The 18963-nt window shown below is 29.1% G+C and carries 21 protein-coding genes; 6 read left to right on the forward strand and 15 right to left on the reverse strand.

The genetic code is table 11. The features are described from left to right. Positions 1-7: 7 nt before the first annotated feature. Positions 8-598: a class I SAM-dependent methyltransferase gene (locus tag Lupro_RS01785; protein ID WP_068205776.1), complete on the reverse strand. Its 591-nt coding sequence runs from the start codon at positions 596-598 to the stop codon at positions 8-10. After that, positions 591-956, reverse strand: a complete 366-nt coding sequence (locus tag Lupro_RS01790) for an RNA-binding S4 domain-containing protein (RefSeq protein ID WP_068205777.1) — start codon at positions 954-956, stop codon at positions 591-593. The genes Lupro_RS01785 and Lupro_RS01790 overlap by 8 nt, the downstream gene beginning before the upstream one ends. A 79-nt stretch (positions 957-1035) precedes the next feature. On the opposite strand from Lupro_RS01790, the gene Lupro_RS01795 reads away from it, so the two are divergent. Continuing rightward, on the forward strand, positions 1036-1863 hold the full coding sequence (locus Lupro_RS01795; RefSeq protein ID WP_068205778.1) for an FKBP-type peptidyl-prolyl cis-trans isomerase: 828 nt from the start codon (positions 1036-1038) through the stop codon (positions 1861-1863). A 70-nt stretch (positions 1864-1933) separates the two neighbouring features. On the opposite strand, the gene Lupro_RS01800 is transcribed toward Lupro_RS01795, so the two are convergent. Genes Lupro_RS01800 through smpB form a run of 5 tightly spaced genes read right to left on the reverse strand, consistent with a single transcriptional unit; the run spans position 1934 to position 5569 of the window. Then, the gene (locus Lupro_RS01800; RefSeq protein WP_068205779.1) at positions 1934-2554 is read right to left on the reverse strand and encodes an outer membrane beta-barrel protein; all 621 of its coding nucleotides are present in this window, start codon (positions 2552-2554) and stop codon (positions 1934-1936) included. 51 nt (positions 2555-2605) lie between these two features. Continuing rightward, positions 2606-3559 (reverse strand): transketolase family protein, encoded by a 954-nt coding sequence (locus Lupro_RS01805; protein WP_068205780.1) that lies wholly within the window; start codon positions 3557-3559, stop codon positions 2606-2608. A gap of 52 nt (positions 3560-3611) precedes the next feature. Next, positions 3612-4193, reverse strand: coding sequence for a Maf family nucleotide pyrophosphatase (locus Lupro_RS01810; RefSeq protein WP_068205781.1), 582 nt, complete (start codon positions 4191-4193; stop codon positions 3612-3614). Between the two features lie 3 nt (positions 4194-4196). Then, positions 4197-5105, reverse strand: a complete 909-nt coding sequence (locus Lupro_RS01815) for a geranylgeranylglycerol-phosphate geranylgeranyltransferase (protein WP_068205782.1) — start codon at positions 5103-5105, stop codon at positions 4197-4199. 5 nt (positions 5106-5110) lie between these two features. Then, positions 5111-5569: an SsrA-binding protein SmpB gene (gene smpB, locus Lupro_RS01820; RefSeq protein ID WP_068205783.1), complete on the reverse strand. Its 459-nt coding sequence runs from the start codon at positions 5567-5569 to the stop codon at positions 5111-5113. Between the two features lie 122 nt (positions 5570-5691). On the opposite strand from smpB, the gene Lupro_RS01825 reads away from it, so the two are divergent. Further along, a complete protein-coding gene (locus Lupro_RS01825; protein ID WP_068205784.1) occupies positions 5692-6333 on the forward strand; it encodes an OmpW/AlkL family protein in 642 nt (213 codons plus the stop codon). Positions 6334-6388: 55 nt separating this feature from the next. Here the strand turns inward: Lupro_RS01825 and Lupro_RS01830 are convergent, their stop codons facing one another. The 4 genes from Lupro_RS01830 to clpB form a co-directional block, all read right to left on the reverse strand. Further along, positions 6389-6895 (reverse strand): SixA phosphatase family protein, encoded by a 507-nt coding sequence (locus tag Lupro_RS01830; RefSeq protein WP_068205785.1) that lies wholly within the window; start codon positions 6893-6895, stop codon positions 6389-6391. Positions 6896-6977: 82 nt separating this feature from the next. Further along, entirely contained in the window at positions 6978-7418 is a 441-nt protein-coding gene (locus Lupro_RS01835; RefSeq protein ID WP_068205786.1) for a hypothetical protein, read from the reverse strand. 167 nt (positions 7419-7585) lie between these two features. Then, entirely contained in the window at positions 7586-8014 is a 429-nt protein-coding gene (locus tag Lupro_RS01840; RefSeq protein ID WP_068205787.1) for an Hsp20/alpha crystallin family protein, read from the reverse strand. Between the two features lie 195 nt (positions 8015-8209). Further along, positions 8210-10798, reverse strand: coding sequence for an ATP-dependent chaperone ClpB (gene clpB / locus Lupro_RS01845; protein ID WP_068211342.1), 2589 nt, complete (start codon positions 10796-10798; stop codon positions 8210-8212). Between the two features lie 163 nt (positions 10799-10961). On the opposite strand from clpB, the gene ytxJ reads away from it, so the two are divergent. After that, on the forward strand, positions 10962-11357 hold the full coding sequence (gene ytxJ, locus Lupro_RS01850; protein WP_068205788.1) for a bacillithiol system redox-active protein YtxJ: 396 nt from the start codon (positions 10962-10964) through the stop codon (positions 11355-11357). A gap of 31 nt (positions 11358-11388) precedes the next feature. Here the strand turns inward: ytxJ and fahA are convergent, their stop codons facing one another. Next, the gene (gene fahA, locus Lupro_RS01855; protein ID WP_068205789.1) at positions 11389-12675 is read right to left on the reverse strand and encodes a fumarylacetoacetase; all 1287 of its coding nucleotides are present in this window, start codon (positions 12673-12675) and stop codon (positions 11389-11391) included. Positions 12676-12792: 117 nt separating this feature from the next. On the opposite strand from fahA, the gene glyA reads away from it, so the two are divergent. Next, on the forward strand, positions 12793-14067 hold the full coding sequence (gene glyA, locus Lupro_RS01860) for a serine hydroxymethyltransferase (protein WP_068205790.1): 1275 nt from the start codon (positions 12793-12795) through the stop codon (positions 14065-14067). Positions 14068-14252: 185 nt separating this feature from the next. Continuing rightward, the gene (locus tag Lupro_RS01865; RefSeq protein WP_068205791.1) at positions 14253-14963 is read left to right on the forward strand and encodes a peroxiredoxin; all 711 of its coding nucleotides are present in this window, start codon (positions 14253-14255) and stop codon (positions 14961-14963) included. A 93-nt stretch (positions 14964-15056) separates the two neighbouring features. Here the strand turns inward: Lupro_RS01865 and Lupro_RS01870 are convergent, their stop codons facing one another. Next, entirely contained in the window at positions 15057-16349 is a 1293-nt protein-coding gene (locus Lupro_RS01870) for a DNA recombination protein RmuC (RefSeq protein WP_227807463.1), read from the reverse strand. A 3-nt stretch (positions 16350-16352) separates the two neighbouring features. Next, positions 16353-16895 carry a DsrE family protein gene (locus Lupro_RS01875; RefSeq protein WP_068205792.1) on the reverse strand — a complete coding sequence of 181 codons (543 nt, stop codon included), beginning with the start codon at positions 16893-16895 and terminating at the stop codon, positions 16353-16355. A 101-nt stretch (positions 16896-16996) separates the two neighbouring features. On the opposite strand from Lupro_RS01875, the gene Lupro_RS01880 reads away from it, so the two are divergent. Then, a complete protein-coding gene (locus tag Lupro_RS01880; RefSeq protein ID WP_068211345.1) occupies positions 16997-17542 on the forward strand; it encodes a 1-acyl-sn-glycerol-3-phosphate acyltransferase in 546 nt (181 codons plus the stop codon). Here Lupro_RS01880 and gcvT read toward each other — a convergent pair whose 3' ends face one another. Beyond that, positions 17543-18625, reverse strand: coding sequence for a glycine cleavage system aminomethyltransferase GcvT (gcvT, locus tag Lupro_RS01885; RefSeq protein ID WP_068211348.1), 1083 nt, complete (start codon positions 18623-18625; stop codon positions 17543-17545). Positions 18626-18963: the final 338 nt, after the last annotated feature.

Raw genomic sequence — 18963 nt, forward strand, 5'->3', positions numbered from 1 at the left:
TTTAAAATTATTTTTTTTCAAAGATAAAAAACAATTCTCTACCAAATCTCGGTTTAATAGAATTATAACATTTGTCAAGTGTTTTTATAGTAAAAAAAGGTGAAAATAGTTGCGAATATTTTTTTAAACTGCCACCATAAGGAGGTCCTTCTTTAGAAAATTCAACATCAAAAAATAAGCCAATTAATTTTCCGTTATGCGATAGTAAATCATGTGTTTTATGTACATATTTTTCTCTATGAGTAGGGTGTAAAGAAGAAAAAAAAGTTTGCTCTATAATTAAATCATATTTTTTTTGATGATTGAAGAAATTTTTTTGGATTAGATTCGTTTTAGGAAAGGAGGGAACCCTCTTTTTAAAATTATTTAACGGTTGTGTTGCAATATCAATTACATCTACATTTTGGAAGCCTTTTTTATGCAAATATTCCGCTTCATAACTATTGCCTGCTCCAGGAATTAAAATTTGCAAGTTTATAGTATTCAGTTGGTCAATATATTCTTTAATAGGGGGTGAAATATAACCAATATCCCAACCTGTTTTATTGCTATTGTATAAGTCTTCCCAATAACTTCTATCTAAAGCTGTTTTATTCATTTTGTAATTCATCTAAATTTCTTCTATCTTTTTTAGTAGGTCTTCCTGCTCCTTTCTTTCTGTAATAATCTTTAGAATATTTTAACAGTTCAAATTTTTCAAATTCTTCAGCAGGGGTAATATCTTTTCTGTATAAGTCAACAAGTTTAGCTCCAACACGATTAGTGGGAATATCTAGAACTTCTAATTTATAATTAATTTGATTTTTTCTAATTGTAATTTTTTCCTGATTGAATATTGCTTTTGAAGGCTTAACACTTTCACCATTTACTTTAACATGTCCCTTTCTGCAAGCTTCTGTAGCAATATTTCTAGTTTTGTAATAACGTACACACCATAAATATTTATCAATTCTCATATAATTAAGTTAAAATTCCTCTTTCTCTTTTGTCAAAGATAGAGAAAATAGTATCTTGCGCACCTAAAAATTAGACTGAATGAAATTAAAAAATTTATTTTTTATACTAGCTTTGGGTTTTGTAATTTTTTCTTGTAAAAAAGACGATTCAACAGATGTTGTATTTGATGCAGCTGCACAATCTTTACTTGATGATGAAGCCTTAATTGAATATTTACAAACACATTATTTAAATGATGTTGATGGAGGTATTTGGACTATCACAAATAATGAAACACCACTGATGGGGCAAGTTGAAACTCAAAATATTACTAAAAATGATATTTCATATAAATTATATTACTTAAAAGAAAATGAAGGCGCTACAGTTTCTCCTTCACGAGCAGATTCTGTACTAACAACATATACTGGTATGCTATTAGACAGTACTGTTTTTGATTCTAGATCATCATTAACTTGGTTGTCTCTAACAAAAGTGATTGATGGTTGGAGTTATGGATTTACAAATTTTAAAGGAGGAGATAAGATTGTAAATGAAGATGAATCTTTTTATTTTGAAAATTCAGGCAAGGGTATTTTGTTTATTCCTTCAGGTCTTGCTTATGGTAATATTGGTCAGATTGTAATCCCTGCAAACTCGCCACTTGTTTTTCAAATTACTTTAGAAGATGTTAACCAGTCTGATGATGATAATGATAGTATTTTATCTATTTTAGAGGATATAGATCAAGATGGTGATGTTAAAAATGATGACTCAGATGGTGATTTGATTCCTGATTATTTAGACATTGATGATGATAACGATGGTATTTTAACGAGAGATGAAGATCCAAATGGTGATGGAAATCCCTTAAATGATGATACGGATAACGATGGTATACCAGATTATTTAGATACAGATAATTAAATAGCGAATTTTAATTTATAAAAAAAACCTTCTCAAAAAAGAAGGTTTTTTTTATAAATTAATTTGAAGGTTATTTCTTTTTATTTGATAAACGGTACGATAAGCTGAAAATAATTTGCTCAGGTCTAGAATCTAACGTAAAAGTATCACCAGCATTTGTCCAGCTGGCTTCATTACTACTTAATCCTCTTTCATACCTAACATCAATTCCTAATTTACCCAATTCAATAGAGGCGCCAATATTTACTCCAACAGTAAAATCATTTTTTATGGACTGAAACTCTAGCCCTTTTAAATCATTGTTTAAGATGTATTGGAATGCAGGGCCTGCAAATATATTTAAAGGGCCAATTAATTTTAAGCCAACCAATACAGGAACATCTAATTTGGATAATTTATAATCTTCTGTATTTCCTGTATTTAAAACATACTCACTTGTTGTTTTGGTATAAACCAATTCAGGACGTAAATAAATAGGCCCTAAGTCTAATTTACCATAAAATCCAATATTGAAACCAGATTTTCCTTTACCTTCATTTTTGTAAATATTTGTTACTTCAGATGTAAATTCTTTATACTCACCGTTTGAGTTATAGCTTAAACCTCCTTTGATTCCAAATTCACTTTGTGCATTTGCATAAAACAACGTTGATAAAAATACAACAGTTAATAAAATAATTCTTTTGTTCATAAGATTAAAATTTAGGGTTTACAATATTCTTTAAACGCAATAATGATATCATTATTTTCTTGAGATTGCTTTTTTAGCTGCTAAAACAATATCATTGTCCGTTAAGCCATATTTTTTCATGAGTTGTTCTGGGGTTCCAGACTCTCCAAAACTGTCATTTACGGCAACAAATTCTTGAGGCACAGGATTGTTTTTAGCTAAAACACGCGAAACACTTTCACCTAAACCTCCTAAAATATTGTGTTCTTCAGCTGTTACAATACAACTTGTTTTAGCAATTGATTTTAGTATTGCTTCTTCATCTAACGGTTTAATGGTATGTATATTAATTACTTCAGCACTAACACCCATAGCTTCTAATTTTTCTGAAGCTTGTAAAGCTTCCCATACTAAATGACCCGTAGCAATAATTGTAACGTCATTACCCTCAGTTAGTTGAATTGCTTTTCCAATTTCAAATTTTTCATTTTCAGGCATAAACACAGGTACTTTTGGTCTGCCAAAACGTAAATAAACAGGGCCAACATGTTCTGCAATTGCCAATGTAGCTGCTTTAGTTTGGTTATAATCACAGGTATTAATAACGGTCATTCCCGGCAACATTTTCATTAAGCCAATATCTTCTAAAATTTGGTGAGTTGCTCCATCTTCGCCTAATGTTAAACCTGCATGTGATGCACATACTTTTACATTTTTATTGGAATAAGCAATAGATTGTCTAATTTGATCATAAACTCTACCAGTTGAAAAATTTGCAAATGTTCCTGTGAAAGGAATTTTACCTCCTATAGTTAAACCTGCAGCAATTCCCATCATATTAGCCTCAGCAATTCCAATTTGGAAAAATCTTTTAGGATGATTTTCAATAAATTTTTCCATTTTTAATGAACCTACTAAATCGGCACAAAGCGCTACAACATTCTCGTTTGTATCTCCTAACTCAGCTAATCCTGCTCCAAAACCAGATCTGGTATCTTTTTTTTCTGTATACGTGTATTTTTTCATCTTTATTATTTATTAAAAATCCTTCAAAAATAAGGATATTAATGATACGAAACTATATTTTTAGCAATTCTTCATACAATTTATGTACAGGTAATCCCATAACATTAAAATAGCTCCCTTCAATTTTTGTAACACCAATAAAACCAATCCATTCTTGTATTCCGTAAGCACCTGCTTTATCAAAAGGTTTATATTTTTCAACATAATAACTAATTTCATCGCTGGTTAATTGTTTAAAATAAACAATGGTAGTATCAAAAAAAACTTTTTGTACTTCTGTTGATTTAATGCAAACCGACGTAATTACTTTATGATGAGTTCCCGATAATTTTTGCAACATTTCAATTGCTTGTTTTTTGTTTTTAGGCTTTTCTAAAGCACTGTTTTTATACCATACAATTGTATCAGAAGTAACTACAAATTCATTTTTATTTATTTCACCTTCGAAAGCTTCGGCTTTGAGTATCGCTAAATAATTGGTTATTTCTTCTTCTTTTAAGTTCAAAGGGTAATTTTCTTCAATTTCTTTTATTTTGATTGAAAAATCAATTCCCAATTTTTTAAATAACTCTTGTCTTCTAGGTGAAGATGAAGCCAATACAATGTGTTTATCTTTAAATTTATTAAAAATCATTTTTTAGGTATTAAATGAAAAAAACAGAAGTGAATTGATTCCTAAAAACATAATTATTTTTAGAAGTATGCTAATTTTTTTATAATTTTTTATTGAGGTTGCATAAAACAACTTTAATGCAATATAGAGTAAAGGAATGAAAGTAAAAAGTAACAAATACAACACTGTGAATTTATATATTGAGGCATAATTTATAATTATAAATAATAATATTATAATAGGGATTATACATAAAATTAATGCAGTTTGTTTAGCTCTTTTTTTACCAATTAAAATAGGTAATGTATTCATTTTTAGGTTGTAATCTCCTTTTACATCTTCAATATCTTTAATAATTTCTCTTATTGTATTTAAGAAAAAAGCAAAAAGAGATAGTATTAAAATAGCGTTTGTAACTAATTGTTGTTCATTACTTTGAATGGTTTTGTTAACATCAAATACAACTAAAATTAAAAAGCTACATGCAACTAAAAAAGAGACAACAATATTACCTATTAACGGTTTTGATTTTAACTTTTTAGCATAGTAGTAGAGTAGTAGTGAAGCTCCAATAAAAATTAGTGAATATGTTGGTTTTTCTATATTTAAAGATAAAGCGACACCTAAAATAATTCCGCAGGTATTTAAAATTAAATAGAATTGCTTTGCTTGTTCAACTGAAAAGTATTTTGTAATAATAACTTTAGAAGGCTTATTAATTAAATCTGTTTTTATGTCGTAAATATCATTAATAATATATCCAGCAGCAGTAATTAATAATACTGAAATAATTAAAACAATAAATTGAATTGGAGAAAGGTTTAGAGAAATATTAAAAGAATTAAAGACCAAAAATCTTATTAAAAGTAATGTGTATAGTATTAATAGTAAGTTTTTCCAACGTATTAATTTTAAAAAGGCTATAAACTTCATTAGTGTTAATTAAAGTTCTTTTTAATTCTATCTAAGCTAATTTTGCTTTCACGATCTTTAATGGCTTCTCGTTTATCATAATTCTTTTTACCTTTACATAGTGCAATATCTAATTTAGCCCAGCCTTTTTCGGTTAAAAATAATCTTAATGGAATAATTGTTAATCCAACATTTTGAACTTCTTTCTGTAATTTTTTAAGTTCTCCTTTGTTTAATAAAAGTTTTCGTTCACTTTTAGGCTTATGGTTGTATGAGTGTCCGTATAAATATTCTTCAATAAACATATTTATAACAAATAATTCTCCTTGTTCATTAAATTCACAAAAACTCTCTGTAATACGTGCCTTACTTTCTCTAATTGATTTAATTTCAGTACCTGTAAGTTGAATTCCTGCCGTATACCTATCAAGTATTTCATATTCAAAACGGGCTTTTTTATTTTGTATATTAATTTTCTTCTGCATGCTACAAATGTACTATAATTTATAATGAATTTATATAGGATTTAAAGGTCTTTTAATATGATTTTTATCATAATATTTTAACATAAAATATAATATTTTTGTAAAACTAATAAACTATAAATATGAAAAAATTACTTTTAAGTTTTATTGCAGTAGCAACAATTTCAATTAGCATGACTGCACAAGAGAATAGTGATAATTTTAAAAAATGGCAAGTTAGGCTTAGGGTAATCACAGTTATTCCATATGAAAGCGCCACGATTGAAACTATTGGAGGAGATGTTGAAATTTCTACAGCTGTAGTTCCAGAATTAGACTTTACCTATTTTTTTAACAAAAATTGGGCGGCTGAATTAATTTTGGGAACAACAAATCATGATGTAAAAGCAGTAGCAACCTCAGTAGGGGATATTGAACTAGGTGATGTTTGGTTGTTGCCACCAACATTAACATTACAATATCACTTTGATACAGAGGTGGTTAGGCCTTATTTAGGCGCGGGTTTAAATTACACTATATTTTATAGTGCTAACGAAGGACCAACCGCAGATGATGTTACTTATGACAACTCCGTTGGATTTGCATTTCAAGGTGGATTTGATTATGATTTAAATGAAAAATGGTTTTTAAATTTAGATGTAAAATACATTTTATTATCAACCAATGTTACAGTAGATGCAACAACTGCTTTAGGAGCTACAGTAGGTGCTGATGTAGATATCAATCCATTAATTATTGGATTTGGTATTGGAATGAAATTTTAAGATAAAATTATTTAGATAAATTTTAAAAAGTCACTTTCTTAAGTGGCTTTTTTTATTATTCAATTTTCAATAAAATGGTTGTTTTCTGTCCATTTATAATAGTAACAATATATAGATTTGAATTGTTTGAATCATCTATATTAGCATATTTTTCTTCTTCTATTATTTTATTTACAAATTGTGGTGTTGTATTACTATGCCCAACTACTAAAACTGTTTTTCCCGTTGTTTTTAATTTAAATTTTTCATTGTATAAATTTTTTGGGTTATAGTATTGAATTTCTAAATTTTTACAGTTAGCCGTTGGTTTAGCTGTTTGTTTAGTTCTGTTGTAATTTGTTGAATAAATTAAATCAAAAGGAATATTTTTAAAAACCACACTCCACTTTTTCGCCCTTTTTCTTCCCTTTTCAGTTAGATTAGGGTCTTTATTTAAATTATTGGTTCTATCTTTTTCTGCATGTCTTATTAGGTAATAAGTAGTGACTTCACCTTTTTTTTCTTGAGATTTAGCGGCTGATAAGTTTATTATAATTAGTAATAAGAAGAAATAATATTTCATATATAAATTTTAGTATTTTGGTGAAATATAAAAAAACTCCTTCAATTATAAGGAGTTTTATGATGATAAATAAAATTATAAGTTACTTAAAACTATTTTTATAAAATTGATTTTTAATAGAATCTAGCCTTTTAAGATACTGCTTAAGTTGTTTTTCTTGAAGCTTAAAATTATCATTAAAAAAATGATCTGTATAAAAATCATTCATTTTAAATAAGTCGTCATTAAAAAAATTATTAAATAATATTGAATCAATATTTTGAGAGTTATTATTTAAATCTAATTTTAAATTATCAAATAATTTTTTTTGTAACAAACTGTCATTTTTAAGGGTAGAATACACATACGTATAAGAAGAATCTACACGAATTAAATTTCCATTTTCATCATACTCTTTATGAACAACAATGTTTGTTTTTGGTTTAACGGCTTCATTATTTCCCTTATTTTTATCAGTGTTGGTTTGAGCATTACAACTAGAAATAGTAAGCAGAAGCATTAATAATAAACTAATTTTTTTCATAACTAAAGGTTTAAATTTAAAATAAAGAAGAGGCTGTCTGAAAAGCAATTATACTTGTCATTTTGAACAAAGTTAAAAATATCAACATCTTGATATGTAAGTGTTTAACCTCAAGGAGATTCTTCATTTACATTCAGAATGACACTTTTTAGACAGCCTCTTCCAAGTTATTTAATTTCAATTAATTTAGCAGGTACAGGTTTAGCTTCTTCTCGCTTTGGTACAGTAATAATTAATTCGCCATTTTTGTAGCTGGCAGTAATTTTTTCGCTATTTACAACGTTTTTTGGCAAATTAAAACTTCTTTCAAATGATTGATAACTATATTCTTTACGAGTATATTTATCATTTTTTTCTTCGTTTTCTATTTCTTTTTCTGATGAAATTGTTAGGATGTTATTTTCTAAATTAATTTTAAAATCTTTTTTATCCATACCAGGAACTGCTACTTCAACTTTAAATTCATCATCATTTTCTTTGATGTTAACAGCAGGTAAAGTAGTGTTGGTATTAGAAAAATTTGATAAAGACCAATCTCTAAAAAAATCATCAAAAATAGATGGCATTACAGGAATACCGTTGCTTTTTACTAACATATCTTTCAATTTTTAAGTTAAACATCTAATTTAAATTTCTTTTTACATTAAGTGTATTTACAAAATAAATACCAAAATAGAAACACTGTCAATTTTTCATTATTTATGTCATTTTGGCTACTGACTGTCAGTTGCTTAACAAAAAAAAACTCCTTTTAGATTTCTCTAAAAGGAGTTCTCATTAATCAATATATTTTACTTATTTCTAAATACTATTTTTCCGTCAAAGGCATCAATTAAAATTGTACTTGATGCTGTTATTTTACCAGCTAAAATTTCTTTAGATAATTCATTTAATATATCTCTTTGAATCACTCTTTTAACGGGTCTTGCACCAAATTGAGGGTCAAATCCTTTTTCAATAAGTTCATTAACAGCTTCATCAGTATAACTGAGGTGTATATCTTTTTTAATTAGTATTTTAATTAAGTTATTTAATTGCAATTTAACAATTTCACCTATTTCTCCTTTATTTAGAGGTGTAAACATTATTATTTCGTCTATTCTGTTTAAAAATTCAGGTCTAATTGATTGTTTTAATAAATTAACAACCTCTATTTTGGTTTCTTTAGTTATTAATGCACGTTTAGACATGTCAATATTTTCAAATTTTTCTTGAATAATACCTGCCCCCATATTCGAAGTCATAATAATAATTGTATTCTTAAAATCTGCCACTCTTCCTTTATTGTCTGTTAATCTTCCTTCATCTAAAACTTGCAATAAAATATTAAATGTGTCAGGATGTGCTTTCTCAATTTCATCGAGTAAAATAACAGAATATGGTTTTCTACGTACAGCCTCGGTAAGTTGTCCTCCTTCATCATAACCAACATATCCTGGAGGAGCACCAACTAACCTACTTACAGCATGCCGTTCTTGATACTCACTCATATCAATTCTGGTTAATGAATTTTCATTATCAAATAAATATTCGGCTAATGCTTTTGCAAGTTCGGTTTTACCTACTCCTGTAGTTCCTAAAAACAGAAATGTTCCAATAGGTCTTTTCTCATCTTGTAATCCAGCTCTTGAACGTCTAACGGCGTCAGCTACTGCTTGGATAGCTTCATTTTGGCCAACAACTCTTTCATGTAATTCTTCCTCAAGGTGTAATAATTTTTCACGATCACTTTGTAGCATTTTGCTTACAGGTATTCCTGTCCATTTTGCCACAACTTCGGCAATATCATCACGTGTAACCTCTTCTTTAATTAAAGCTGAATCTTGATTTTGAATTAATTGTTGTTGAAGTTCATCTAAGCGTTCTTGCTCTTGTTTTACTTTCCCATATCTAATCTCAGCCACTTTTCCATAATCCCCTTCACGTTCGGCACGTTCGGCTTCAAGTTTATAATTTTCTATTGCTTCTTTAGAAGCCTGTATATTTTCAATTACTTCTTTTTCACTTTTCCATTTCGCATTAATTTCATTACGTTCTTCTTTTAAATTAGCGACCTCTTTTTTAAGGAAATCTAATTTCTTTTCATCTTTTTCACGTTTAATAGCTTCAATTTCTATTTCTAACTGCATAATTTTTCTATCCAAAACATCTAATTCTTCAGGTTTTGAATTTATTTCCATTCTAATTTTTGCAGCAGCTTCATCCATTAAATCAATTGCTTTATCAGGTAAAAAACGATTTGTAATATAGCGTTGAGAAAATTCTACAGCAGCGATTATAGCATCATCTTTAATTTGTACTTTATGATGATTTTCATATTTATCTTTAATACCTCTTAAGATTGATATAGCACTTTCAGTATCAGGCTCATCCACTTGAACTCTTTGAAAACGACGCTCTAAGGCTTTATCTTTCTCAAAATATTTTTGATATTCATCAAGCGTTGTAGCTCCAATTGCTCTTAGTTCACCTCTTGCCAATGCAGGTTTTAAAATATTTGCGGCATCCATTGCTCCTTGCCCGCCACCAGCACCAACCAATGTGTGTATTTCGTCAATAAATAAAATAATTTCTCCATTAGCAGAAGTTACTTCTTTGATAACGGATTTTAATCTTTCTTCAAACTCGCCTTTATATTTAGCTCCTGCAATAAGAGCTCCCATATCTAAAGAGTAAATTTGCTTATCTTTTAAATTTTCAGGGATATCACCTTTTACAATTCTATGAGCTAAGCCTTCTGCAATAGCTGTTTTTCCAGTTCCAGGCTCACCAACTAACATTGGATTGTTTTTGGTTCTTCGTGATAAAATTTGTAAAATTCTTCTTATTTCTTCATCTCGTCCAATTACTGGATCTAATTTTCCTTCTTTAGCTAATTGATTAAGGTTTTTAGCATATTTGTTTAATGAGTTGTAGGTTTCTTCTGCACTTTGAGAAGTTACTTTACTACCTTTTCTCAATTCTTGAATAGCAGTTATTAAATCTTTTTCAGAAACTCCTTGATCTTTTAAAATTTGAGATGTAGTATCCTTGGTTTTTAGAATTGCCAATATTAAATGCTCAATAGATACATATTCATCTTTCATTTTTTTAGCTTCAGTCTCAGCTATATTTAACATTTTTGAGGCATTTCTTGAAAGCATAATGTCTCCTCCAGTAACTTTTGCATAGCTTTCAATTGTTTTGTCTATCAAACTTTTTAACAGCTCTATATTTACTCCTAGTTTATTTAAAATAAATGGAATTACATTTTCATCTACTTCAAAAATTCCTTTTAAAATATGTGAATTTTCTATTTGTTGATGCTCATTACTTTGCGCAATTTGTTGTGCTTGTTGTATGGCTTCTTGTGATTTTATAGTAAATTTATTTAAGTTCATAATATTTAATTTTTTTGTGTTTATATTTGACACTTCAAAGAATATTCCAAGATACAAAATTAAATTATTCTTGTCATTCTGTCTTTATTTTATGAGTTTAACGACATTTTGTCTTTATTTTGGTAGTTATGGATTAATTTTGGCTAAAAGAAAAATAATATAAATGGGGTTATTTAGCAATTTTCTTAAAGGAAGTGAGGAAAATAAAAATTCAGTAGAAGTACAATGGGTATTATTAACTGAAAAAAGTCAAATAGAAGAAATTATTTTAAAGTCAACTACAAAACCTGCTTTAATATTTAAGCATAGTACCAGATGTGGTGTTAGTAGAATGGCTCTTAAGAACTTTGAAAGAGGTTTTGATATAGCAAAAACGGATTTAACGCTATATTTTTTGGATATTCTAAAATACAGAGAGTTATCAAATGAAATTTCTGATAAGTTTGGAGTTCATCATCAATCTCCACAAATTTTACTTATAAAAAATAAATCTGTGATTTACCATGATTCTCACTATCAAATAAGTATTGAAACAGTAAAAGGGGCTTTATTAAAATAATGCAACCTTATATAAAAAGCTAAGTTTAAAATTATTTTAAATTTATTGGAGGTAATATTTTACCAGAGCATTTCCCAAAACCTATTTTAACGTTATCATTTTCACAAGAACCTTGTAAAATAACAGTATCTCCATCATTAAAGAAAGTTCGTTTAGTACCGTCTTTTAATATTATGGGCTCTTTACCTGCCCAAGTTAATTCTAACATAGAGCCAAAGCTATTTTTAGTAGCACCCGAAATAGTACCACTACCAATCATATCACCAGTTCTAATGTTACAGCCATTTATTGTATGGTGAGCCAGTTGTTGTGACATAGACCAATATAAATATCTAAAATTAGATTTACTTAATAGGTTTAAATCTCCGTTTTCTGTTTTTAAGATAGCTTCTAGTTTAATATCGTAAGTACTATCCTTTCTTTCTTGTTGTAAATAGGGTAGTGGTGTTATTTCTTGTTTTGGACTTTCACATCTAAAAGGTTCTAAAGCATCCATTGTTACTATCCAAGGAGATATTGTTGAAGCAAAGTTTTTTCCAAGAAATGGGCCTAGAGGAACATATTCCCATTTTTGAATATCACGAGCGCTCCAATCATTAAATAAAACCATTCCAAAAATATATTCCCAAGCTTCATCAACAGCTATAGATTCACCTAAATTATTTGCAGCAGTTGTTATAAAAGCTGTTTCAAGTTCCATATCTACTCTTTTTGAAGAACCAAAAACAGGTGTTGTTTCTCCTATTGGTAGTGTTTGTCCATAAGGTCTGTGAATTGGTGTTCCAGAAACAACAATAGATGATGAACGACCGTGATAAGCTACGGGCATATGTAACCAGTTTGGCATTAAGGCATTTTCTTTTCCTCTAAACATCATACCTACATTAGTAGCATGTTCTTTACTAGAGTAAAAGTCTGTATAATCCCCAACATCAATAGGTAATAACATTTCAACATCATTCATATCAAAAATAATAATATCTCTATGCTTTTTATTCTCTCTCAAACTTGAATTTTCTGCATCAAATACATCTGCAATTCTATTGCGTACCAATCTCCAAGTTTTTCTTCCATCAGCAATAAAATCATTTAAAGAATCTTGCATAAACATATCATCTGTAAGAGGTATACCATCGAAATAACCTAATTGGTGAAAAGCACCTAAGTCAATAGCATATTCACCAATTCTAGTTCCAATGGTTATAATATCCTCTTTGGTTAAAAAAACACCAAAAGGTATATTTTGAATAGGGAAATCTGTATCTTTATTTACATGTAACCAAGATTTTCTGTCTGGATTATTGGCTGTTATTTGCATATAGGTAAATTTATTTTCAATTATTAAATATTCTTATCAAATATATGAGTTTCTTGTTAATTGCGAAATGAAATTGCTATTTTTGCGAATAATTTAACTTTTAAAATTTTATATGTAATGCAACGTGACCAAGTAATATTTGATTTAATAGCGGAAGAAAGAGATAGACAAACGAATGGTTTAGAATTAATTGCTTCAGAAAACTTTGTGAGTAACCAGGTTATGGAAGCGGCAGGTTCTATTTTAACCAATAAATATGCAGAAGGATACCCTAATAAACGTTATTACGGAGGTTGTGAAGTAGTTGACATTATTGAACAAATTGCTATTGATAGAGCAAAAGAGCTTTTTGGAGCTGAATATGTTAATGTACAACCTCACTCTGGTTCCCAAGCAAATGCAGCAGTTTACCAAGCAGTTTTAAATCCGGGTGATAAAATTTTAGGGTTTGATTTGTCTCACGGTGGACATTTAACTCATGGTTCACCAGTTAATTTTTCGGGCAAATTGTATAAAACTTCATTTTATGGCGTTGAGAAGGAAACAGGGATATTAAATTATGATAAAATCCAAGAAACTGCAGAAAGAGAAAAACCTAATTTAATAATTGCGGGTGCTTCTGCTTATTCAAGAGATATTGATTTTGAGAAATTTAGAAAAATTGCAGATTCAGTTGGAGCACTATTATTGGCTGATATTTCTCACCCAGCAGGTTTAATAGCAAAAGGTATTTTAAATGATCCTATTCCTCATTGTCATTTTGTTACTACTACTACTCATAAAACATTGAGAGGTCCTAGAGGTGGGATGATAATGATAGGAACCGATTTTGACAATCCTTTTGGTTTGAAATTAAAAAGTGGAAAACTTAAAAAAATGTCAACACTCATAAATTCAGCCGTATTTCCAGGAAATCAAGGAGGACCGTTAGAGCATATAATTGCAGCAAAGGCTATCGCTTTTGGGGAGGCATTGACAGATGATTTTTTACATTATCAAATTCAGGTAAAGAAAAATGCAGCTGCTATGGCAGAAGCTTTTGTAAAAAAAGGATATGATATTATTTCTGGAGGCACAGATAATCATATGATGCTAATTGATTTACGCAATAAAAATATTAGCGGAAAAGATGCTGAAAATGCATTGGTTAAAGCAGATATTACTGTAAATAAAAATATGGTTCCTTTTGATGATAAATCTCCTTTTGTTACCTCGGGAATTCGAATAGGTTCGGCAGCAATTACAACACGAGGTCTTAAAGAAAATGATATGAAAAATGTGGTTGACTTAATTGATGAAGTAATTTTAAATTTTGAAAATCAGGAAATTATTGAAAAAGTAGCCCATAAAGTAAACAATATGATGGCAAATAAACCGCTATTTAATAAGTAAATTATCCATTTATTATGTTGTATAACCTAAAATCCTGCTTTTGCAGGATTTTTTTTAAATTAACTTTTTGAATAATAAACTATCAATATTATTGATACTTAAATTTAAAAAATCAATTTATTTTATAGCTAATAATTGCTTTTATGATGTATCTTTGATGTAGAAATAATCTAAAACATATAAATATGGAAACACAACAAGAATTTACGTCAATGCCAAGAATTGGAGATAAAGCTCCTGAATTTAAAGCAGTAACAACACAAGGAGATATAAATTTCCCTAGTGATTACAACGGAGGATGGTCAATATTATTTAGTCATCCAGCAGATTTTACACCTGTTTGTACTTCAGAATTTATAACTTTTGCCTCTTTAGAAGATAAATTTAAGGAAGCTAACTGTAGCTTAATAGGTTTGTCAATTGATGGTTTATACAGTCATATTGCTTGGTTGCGTTCAATTAAAGAAAAAATTGAATATAAAGGAATGAAAAATGTAGATGTTAAATTTCCTTTAATTGAAGATATTACTATGGAAATTGCTAAAAAATATGGTATGCTTCAACCTAATGAAGATTCTACCAAAGCTGTAAGAGCGGTATTTTTTGTAGATCCAAAAGGAATTATACGAACAATCATTTACTATCCGTTAAGTTTAGGTAGAAATTTTGATGAATTGTACAGAGTTTTAATTGCATTACAAGCAGCAGACGCTTTTGATATTGCAACACCAGCAGATTGGAGACCAGGAGATGATGTAATTATTGGACCTGCAGGTTCATGTGGAACAGCAAAAGATAGAATGGAAGGTAAAGAAGATATGGATTGTAAAGATTGGTATTTCTGCACCAAAAAAATTAGTAAAGAAGAAATTTTAAGTAAAGTTTTAAAAAAGTAATTTTTTAAAAATAAAATTTTTAAAAATAAACGGCCTTGTTAATTTGTTTAAACAAGGTCGTTCTTATTTTTTAGCTTTATTCATTTGCCCTATCTAAAATATTTTGAGGTAATGATTTTTTGTTTTAGCCCCTAATTTTTTAAGGTTTTCAATTTTTTTAATCATGTTTCCTCTCCCAGACGAAAGTTTATTCATAGCATTCTGATAGCTTTCTTGTGATGAATTTAGAGCTTTCCCTATTTTTATTAAATCCTGCACAAAACCTTCAAATTTATCATATAGCAATCCGCTCTCTTTAGCAATTTCCATTACATTTCTTTTTTGATCTTCCTGTTTCCAAATTGAAGCTACAGTGCTTAAAGTAGCTAATAATGTTGAAGTAGATACTAATACTACATTTCTGTCTAAAGCTTCTAAATATATTTTATTCTCTTCATGCAAAGCAATTAGTAATGCAGGTTCTATAGGTACAAACATTAAAACGTAATCAGGAGTATTTATACCGTATAAATTGGTGTAATTTTTTTCTCCTAATTCTTTAAAATGCTTTCTAATACTTATCAAATGATTTTTTAAAGCTATTTTTTGATTTACATCATCTTCAGCATTAAAATAATTTTCATAAGCTGTTAGCGAAACTTTTGAATCAATAATAAGTTGTTTATTATCAGGTAAATTAATAATAAAATCGGGTTTTTTTAATAAATCATTATCATCTCTGAAGCCTCCCTGAGTTGTAAAGTGCAATCCTTTAGTTAAGCCCGCTTTCTCTAATAATACTTCTAGTTGTATTTCGCCCCAATCGCCTTGAGTTTTAGATTCTCCTTTTAGGGCATTTGTTAAATTAATGGCATCTTGACTCATTTGTTGATTTAGCGATTCAAGAGATTTTATTTTTTGAATTAGAGCTGAATTTCGCTGTATATCTTCCTTGTTTATATCTTCTACTTTTTTCTCAAATGTTTGAATTTTTGCTTGAAGAGGCTCTAAAATATTTTTGATGTTTTCTTTATTTTGTAGCGTAAACTTTGAAGATTTTTCTTCTAATATTCTATTCGCTAGAATTTCAAAATCTTTTGTGAATTTTTCTTGAAGTTTTTCAACTTCAGCTTTGTTTTCTTGTAATTTTTCTTCTAAATATTTCAATTCCGACAGTTTATCTGCAAGTTTTAAGTCTAGTGCGTGTTTTTCATTGTTTAAATTAACTTTATCGTCATTTAACTTATTGATTGTACTTATGTTATCTTCTTTATCTTCAAGTAAAAGTTTATTTTTAATTTCCAATTCAGAAATTCGTTTTTCATAAGAACTTTTTGAGAGTAACTTGCCTATAAAAAACCCAATTATGAGACCTAAAATTAAAACACCAATAATATATTGTTCCATGGCTTAATTAAAGGTTATAAGTTGATAGCCGTTTGATTGATACTCTATCAATGCAGTTAAAGCTGAAAGCGCGAGTTTTACTTGGGTAGATTTTTCATTTATTTGGTATTTATGTGCAATATAAGACTGTCCGCAAACAAATAACTCTACATCGGCTTTTTCTAATGCTTCAATTAATGCTGTGTTTGGGTTACTAACTTTAAAATGTTTTTGATAGGAGCTATCATTAAGTGCATTCTTGGTAGCTGATCCGTGCAAAACCAATACAACCTTCATGTTTTTTAATGGTACACCTTGTTGAGCGTGCATATTTAAGTAACGAGCAACAGTATTCAGTAAAGGATTAACGTTATTTTCTTTAGATTTATCGGTATAAATATCAAAAATTACTTTATATACTTTGTCTGTTTTAAGTAATAATTCTGGACTTTCAATTTGAAATACTTTGCCATAGTTTTCAATAATTGGACCCATTTTTGTTTGAGTATTTTGAGCATTTATTTTTGTTAGACTTAACAATAGCATTAAAAGCATTATTTTTTTCATAAGTGGATTTTTAAAATTTTAATAGTTTATAAAAGTAAGATTTTTATATTTGCTGAAATAACTTGAAGTTTAAAAATAAAAACGGAGTTATTAACAATTATATGAAAACACTTACACGATTTATTTTATACACTATTTTAGGTTGGAAAACGGTTGGGAAGTTCCAAAAAGATATAAAAAAATGCGTTATTCTTGGCGCTCCACATACGCATTGGCTAGATTTCCCTCTTGGAATTGCTATTAAATTTGCTGAAGAAGTACCAGCAAACTATATAGGTAAAGCATCATTATTTAAGCCTCCTTTTGGTTTTATTTTTAGGTGGCTAGGAGGAACACCAATTGATAGGAGTACAAGTAATAACAAAGTGGATGCTATTGTAAATATTTTCAATAGTCGTGAAAAATTTATTTTGGCAATGTCTCCAGAAGGCACTCGAAAAAAAATAACTAAATGGAAAACAGGGTTTTATTACATAGCTAAAGGAGCCAATGTGCCCGTTGTTATGATAACCTTTGATTTTGAAAATAAACAAGTTAAAGTTTCAAACCCATATTACCTAACCGGTAATAGAGAAGAAGATTTTAACTTTATTTATAACTTTTACAGAGGTGTAAAAGGTAAAATTCCAGAAAATTTTAATTTGTAATTACCCTTTATAAAATGGCAATTTAACAACTACTGCCGGCAATGCTTTTTTACGAACTTGAATAAAGATTTTTGAGTCGCGTTTTGCAAATTCTTTTGGTACATATCCCATACCAATTCCTTTCTTAAGAGAAGGGCTCATTGTTCCTGACGTTACAACTCCAATTTTTTCACCTGTTTCATCAACAATATGATACCCATGACGTGGAATTCCTTTTTCAATTAACTCAAATGCTACCAATTTACGTGTAACACCTTCTTCTTTTTGTTTTTTCAATGCCTCTGCATTTACAAAATCTTTGGTAAACTTAGTAATCCAACCCAACCCAGCTTCAATAGGAGAGGTAGTATCATCAATATCATTTCCGTATAAACAAAACCCCATTTCTAAACGCAATGTATCACGTGCTGCCAATCCAATTGGTTTAATTCCAAAATCACTACCTGCCTTAAAAATAGCCTTCCAAATTTGTTCAGCATCTTTATTGCTGAAATATATTTCAAAACCACCAGAGCCTGTATAGCCTGTTGCTGATATAATTACATTATTAACTCCTGCAAAAGTGTCAATTTTAAATGTATAATATTTCATAGTTGACAAATTGATATCTGTTAACGATTGTAAGGCTTCTGCAGCCTTTGGGCCTTGAACTGCCAACAATGAAATATCATTTGATTTATTAATCATTTCAACACCTAAATCGTTGTGTTGTGAAATCCAGTTCCAATCTTTTTCAATATTTGAAGCATTTACAACTAATAAATACTCTTCACTGTTTATTCTATACACTAGTAAATCATCAACAATACCGCCGTCAAAGTTCGGTAAGCAGCTATATTGTACTTTGCCATCAATAAGTACTGAAGCATCATTAGATGTTACTTTTTGTATCAAAGCAAGTGCATTTTCACCTCTTAAATAAAATTCACCCATATGTGATACGTCAAAAACACCAACATTATTTCTAACGGTTTGGTGTTCAATATTAATACCTTCATATTGTACAGGCATATTATAGCCAGCAAATGGCACCATTTTAGCTCCTAAAGATTCGTGAATATGTGTTAAAGCAGTATTTTTCATTGAATTAAATTTTTGCATAACAAAAGTACTAAATATTCAATAATTGAATTGGTAGTATTTTACCTTTTTATCAACTAATTTTATAGGTAATTAAAAGGAGTCGTTGCGACGCGGTAATTTATTACTTTGTAGTTCTAATATAAGAGATTGCCGCGCTATTGCTCGCAATGACGGTTCAATTCATGAGATTGCTTCATTTCACGCCATTGCGAGGAGCGGTAGCGACGAAGCAATCTGTTACTATTGTTTCGTCATTGCGAAGGAGGTACGACTGAAGTAATCTATTTAAAAGATTTTTTATATTTACTATTTGCATATTAATGTTTAAATGATTAGAA

Source organism: Lutibacter profundi, from assembly GCF_001543325.1.
Taxonomy (GTDB): Bacteria; Bacteroidota; Bacteroidia; order Flavobacteriales; family Flavobacteriaceae; genus Lutibacter; species Lutibacter profundi.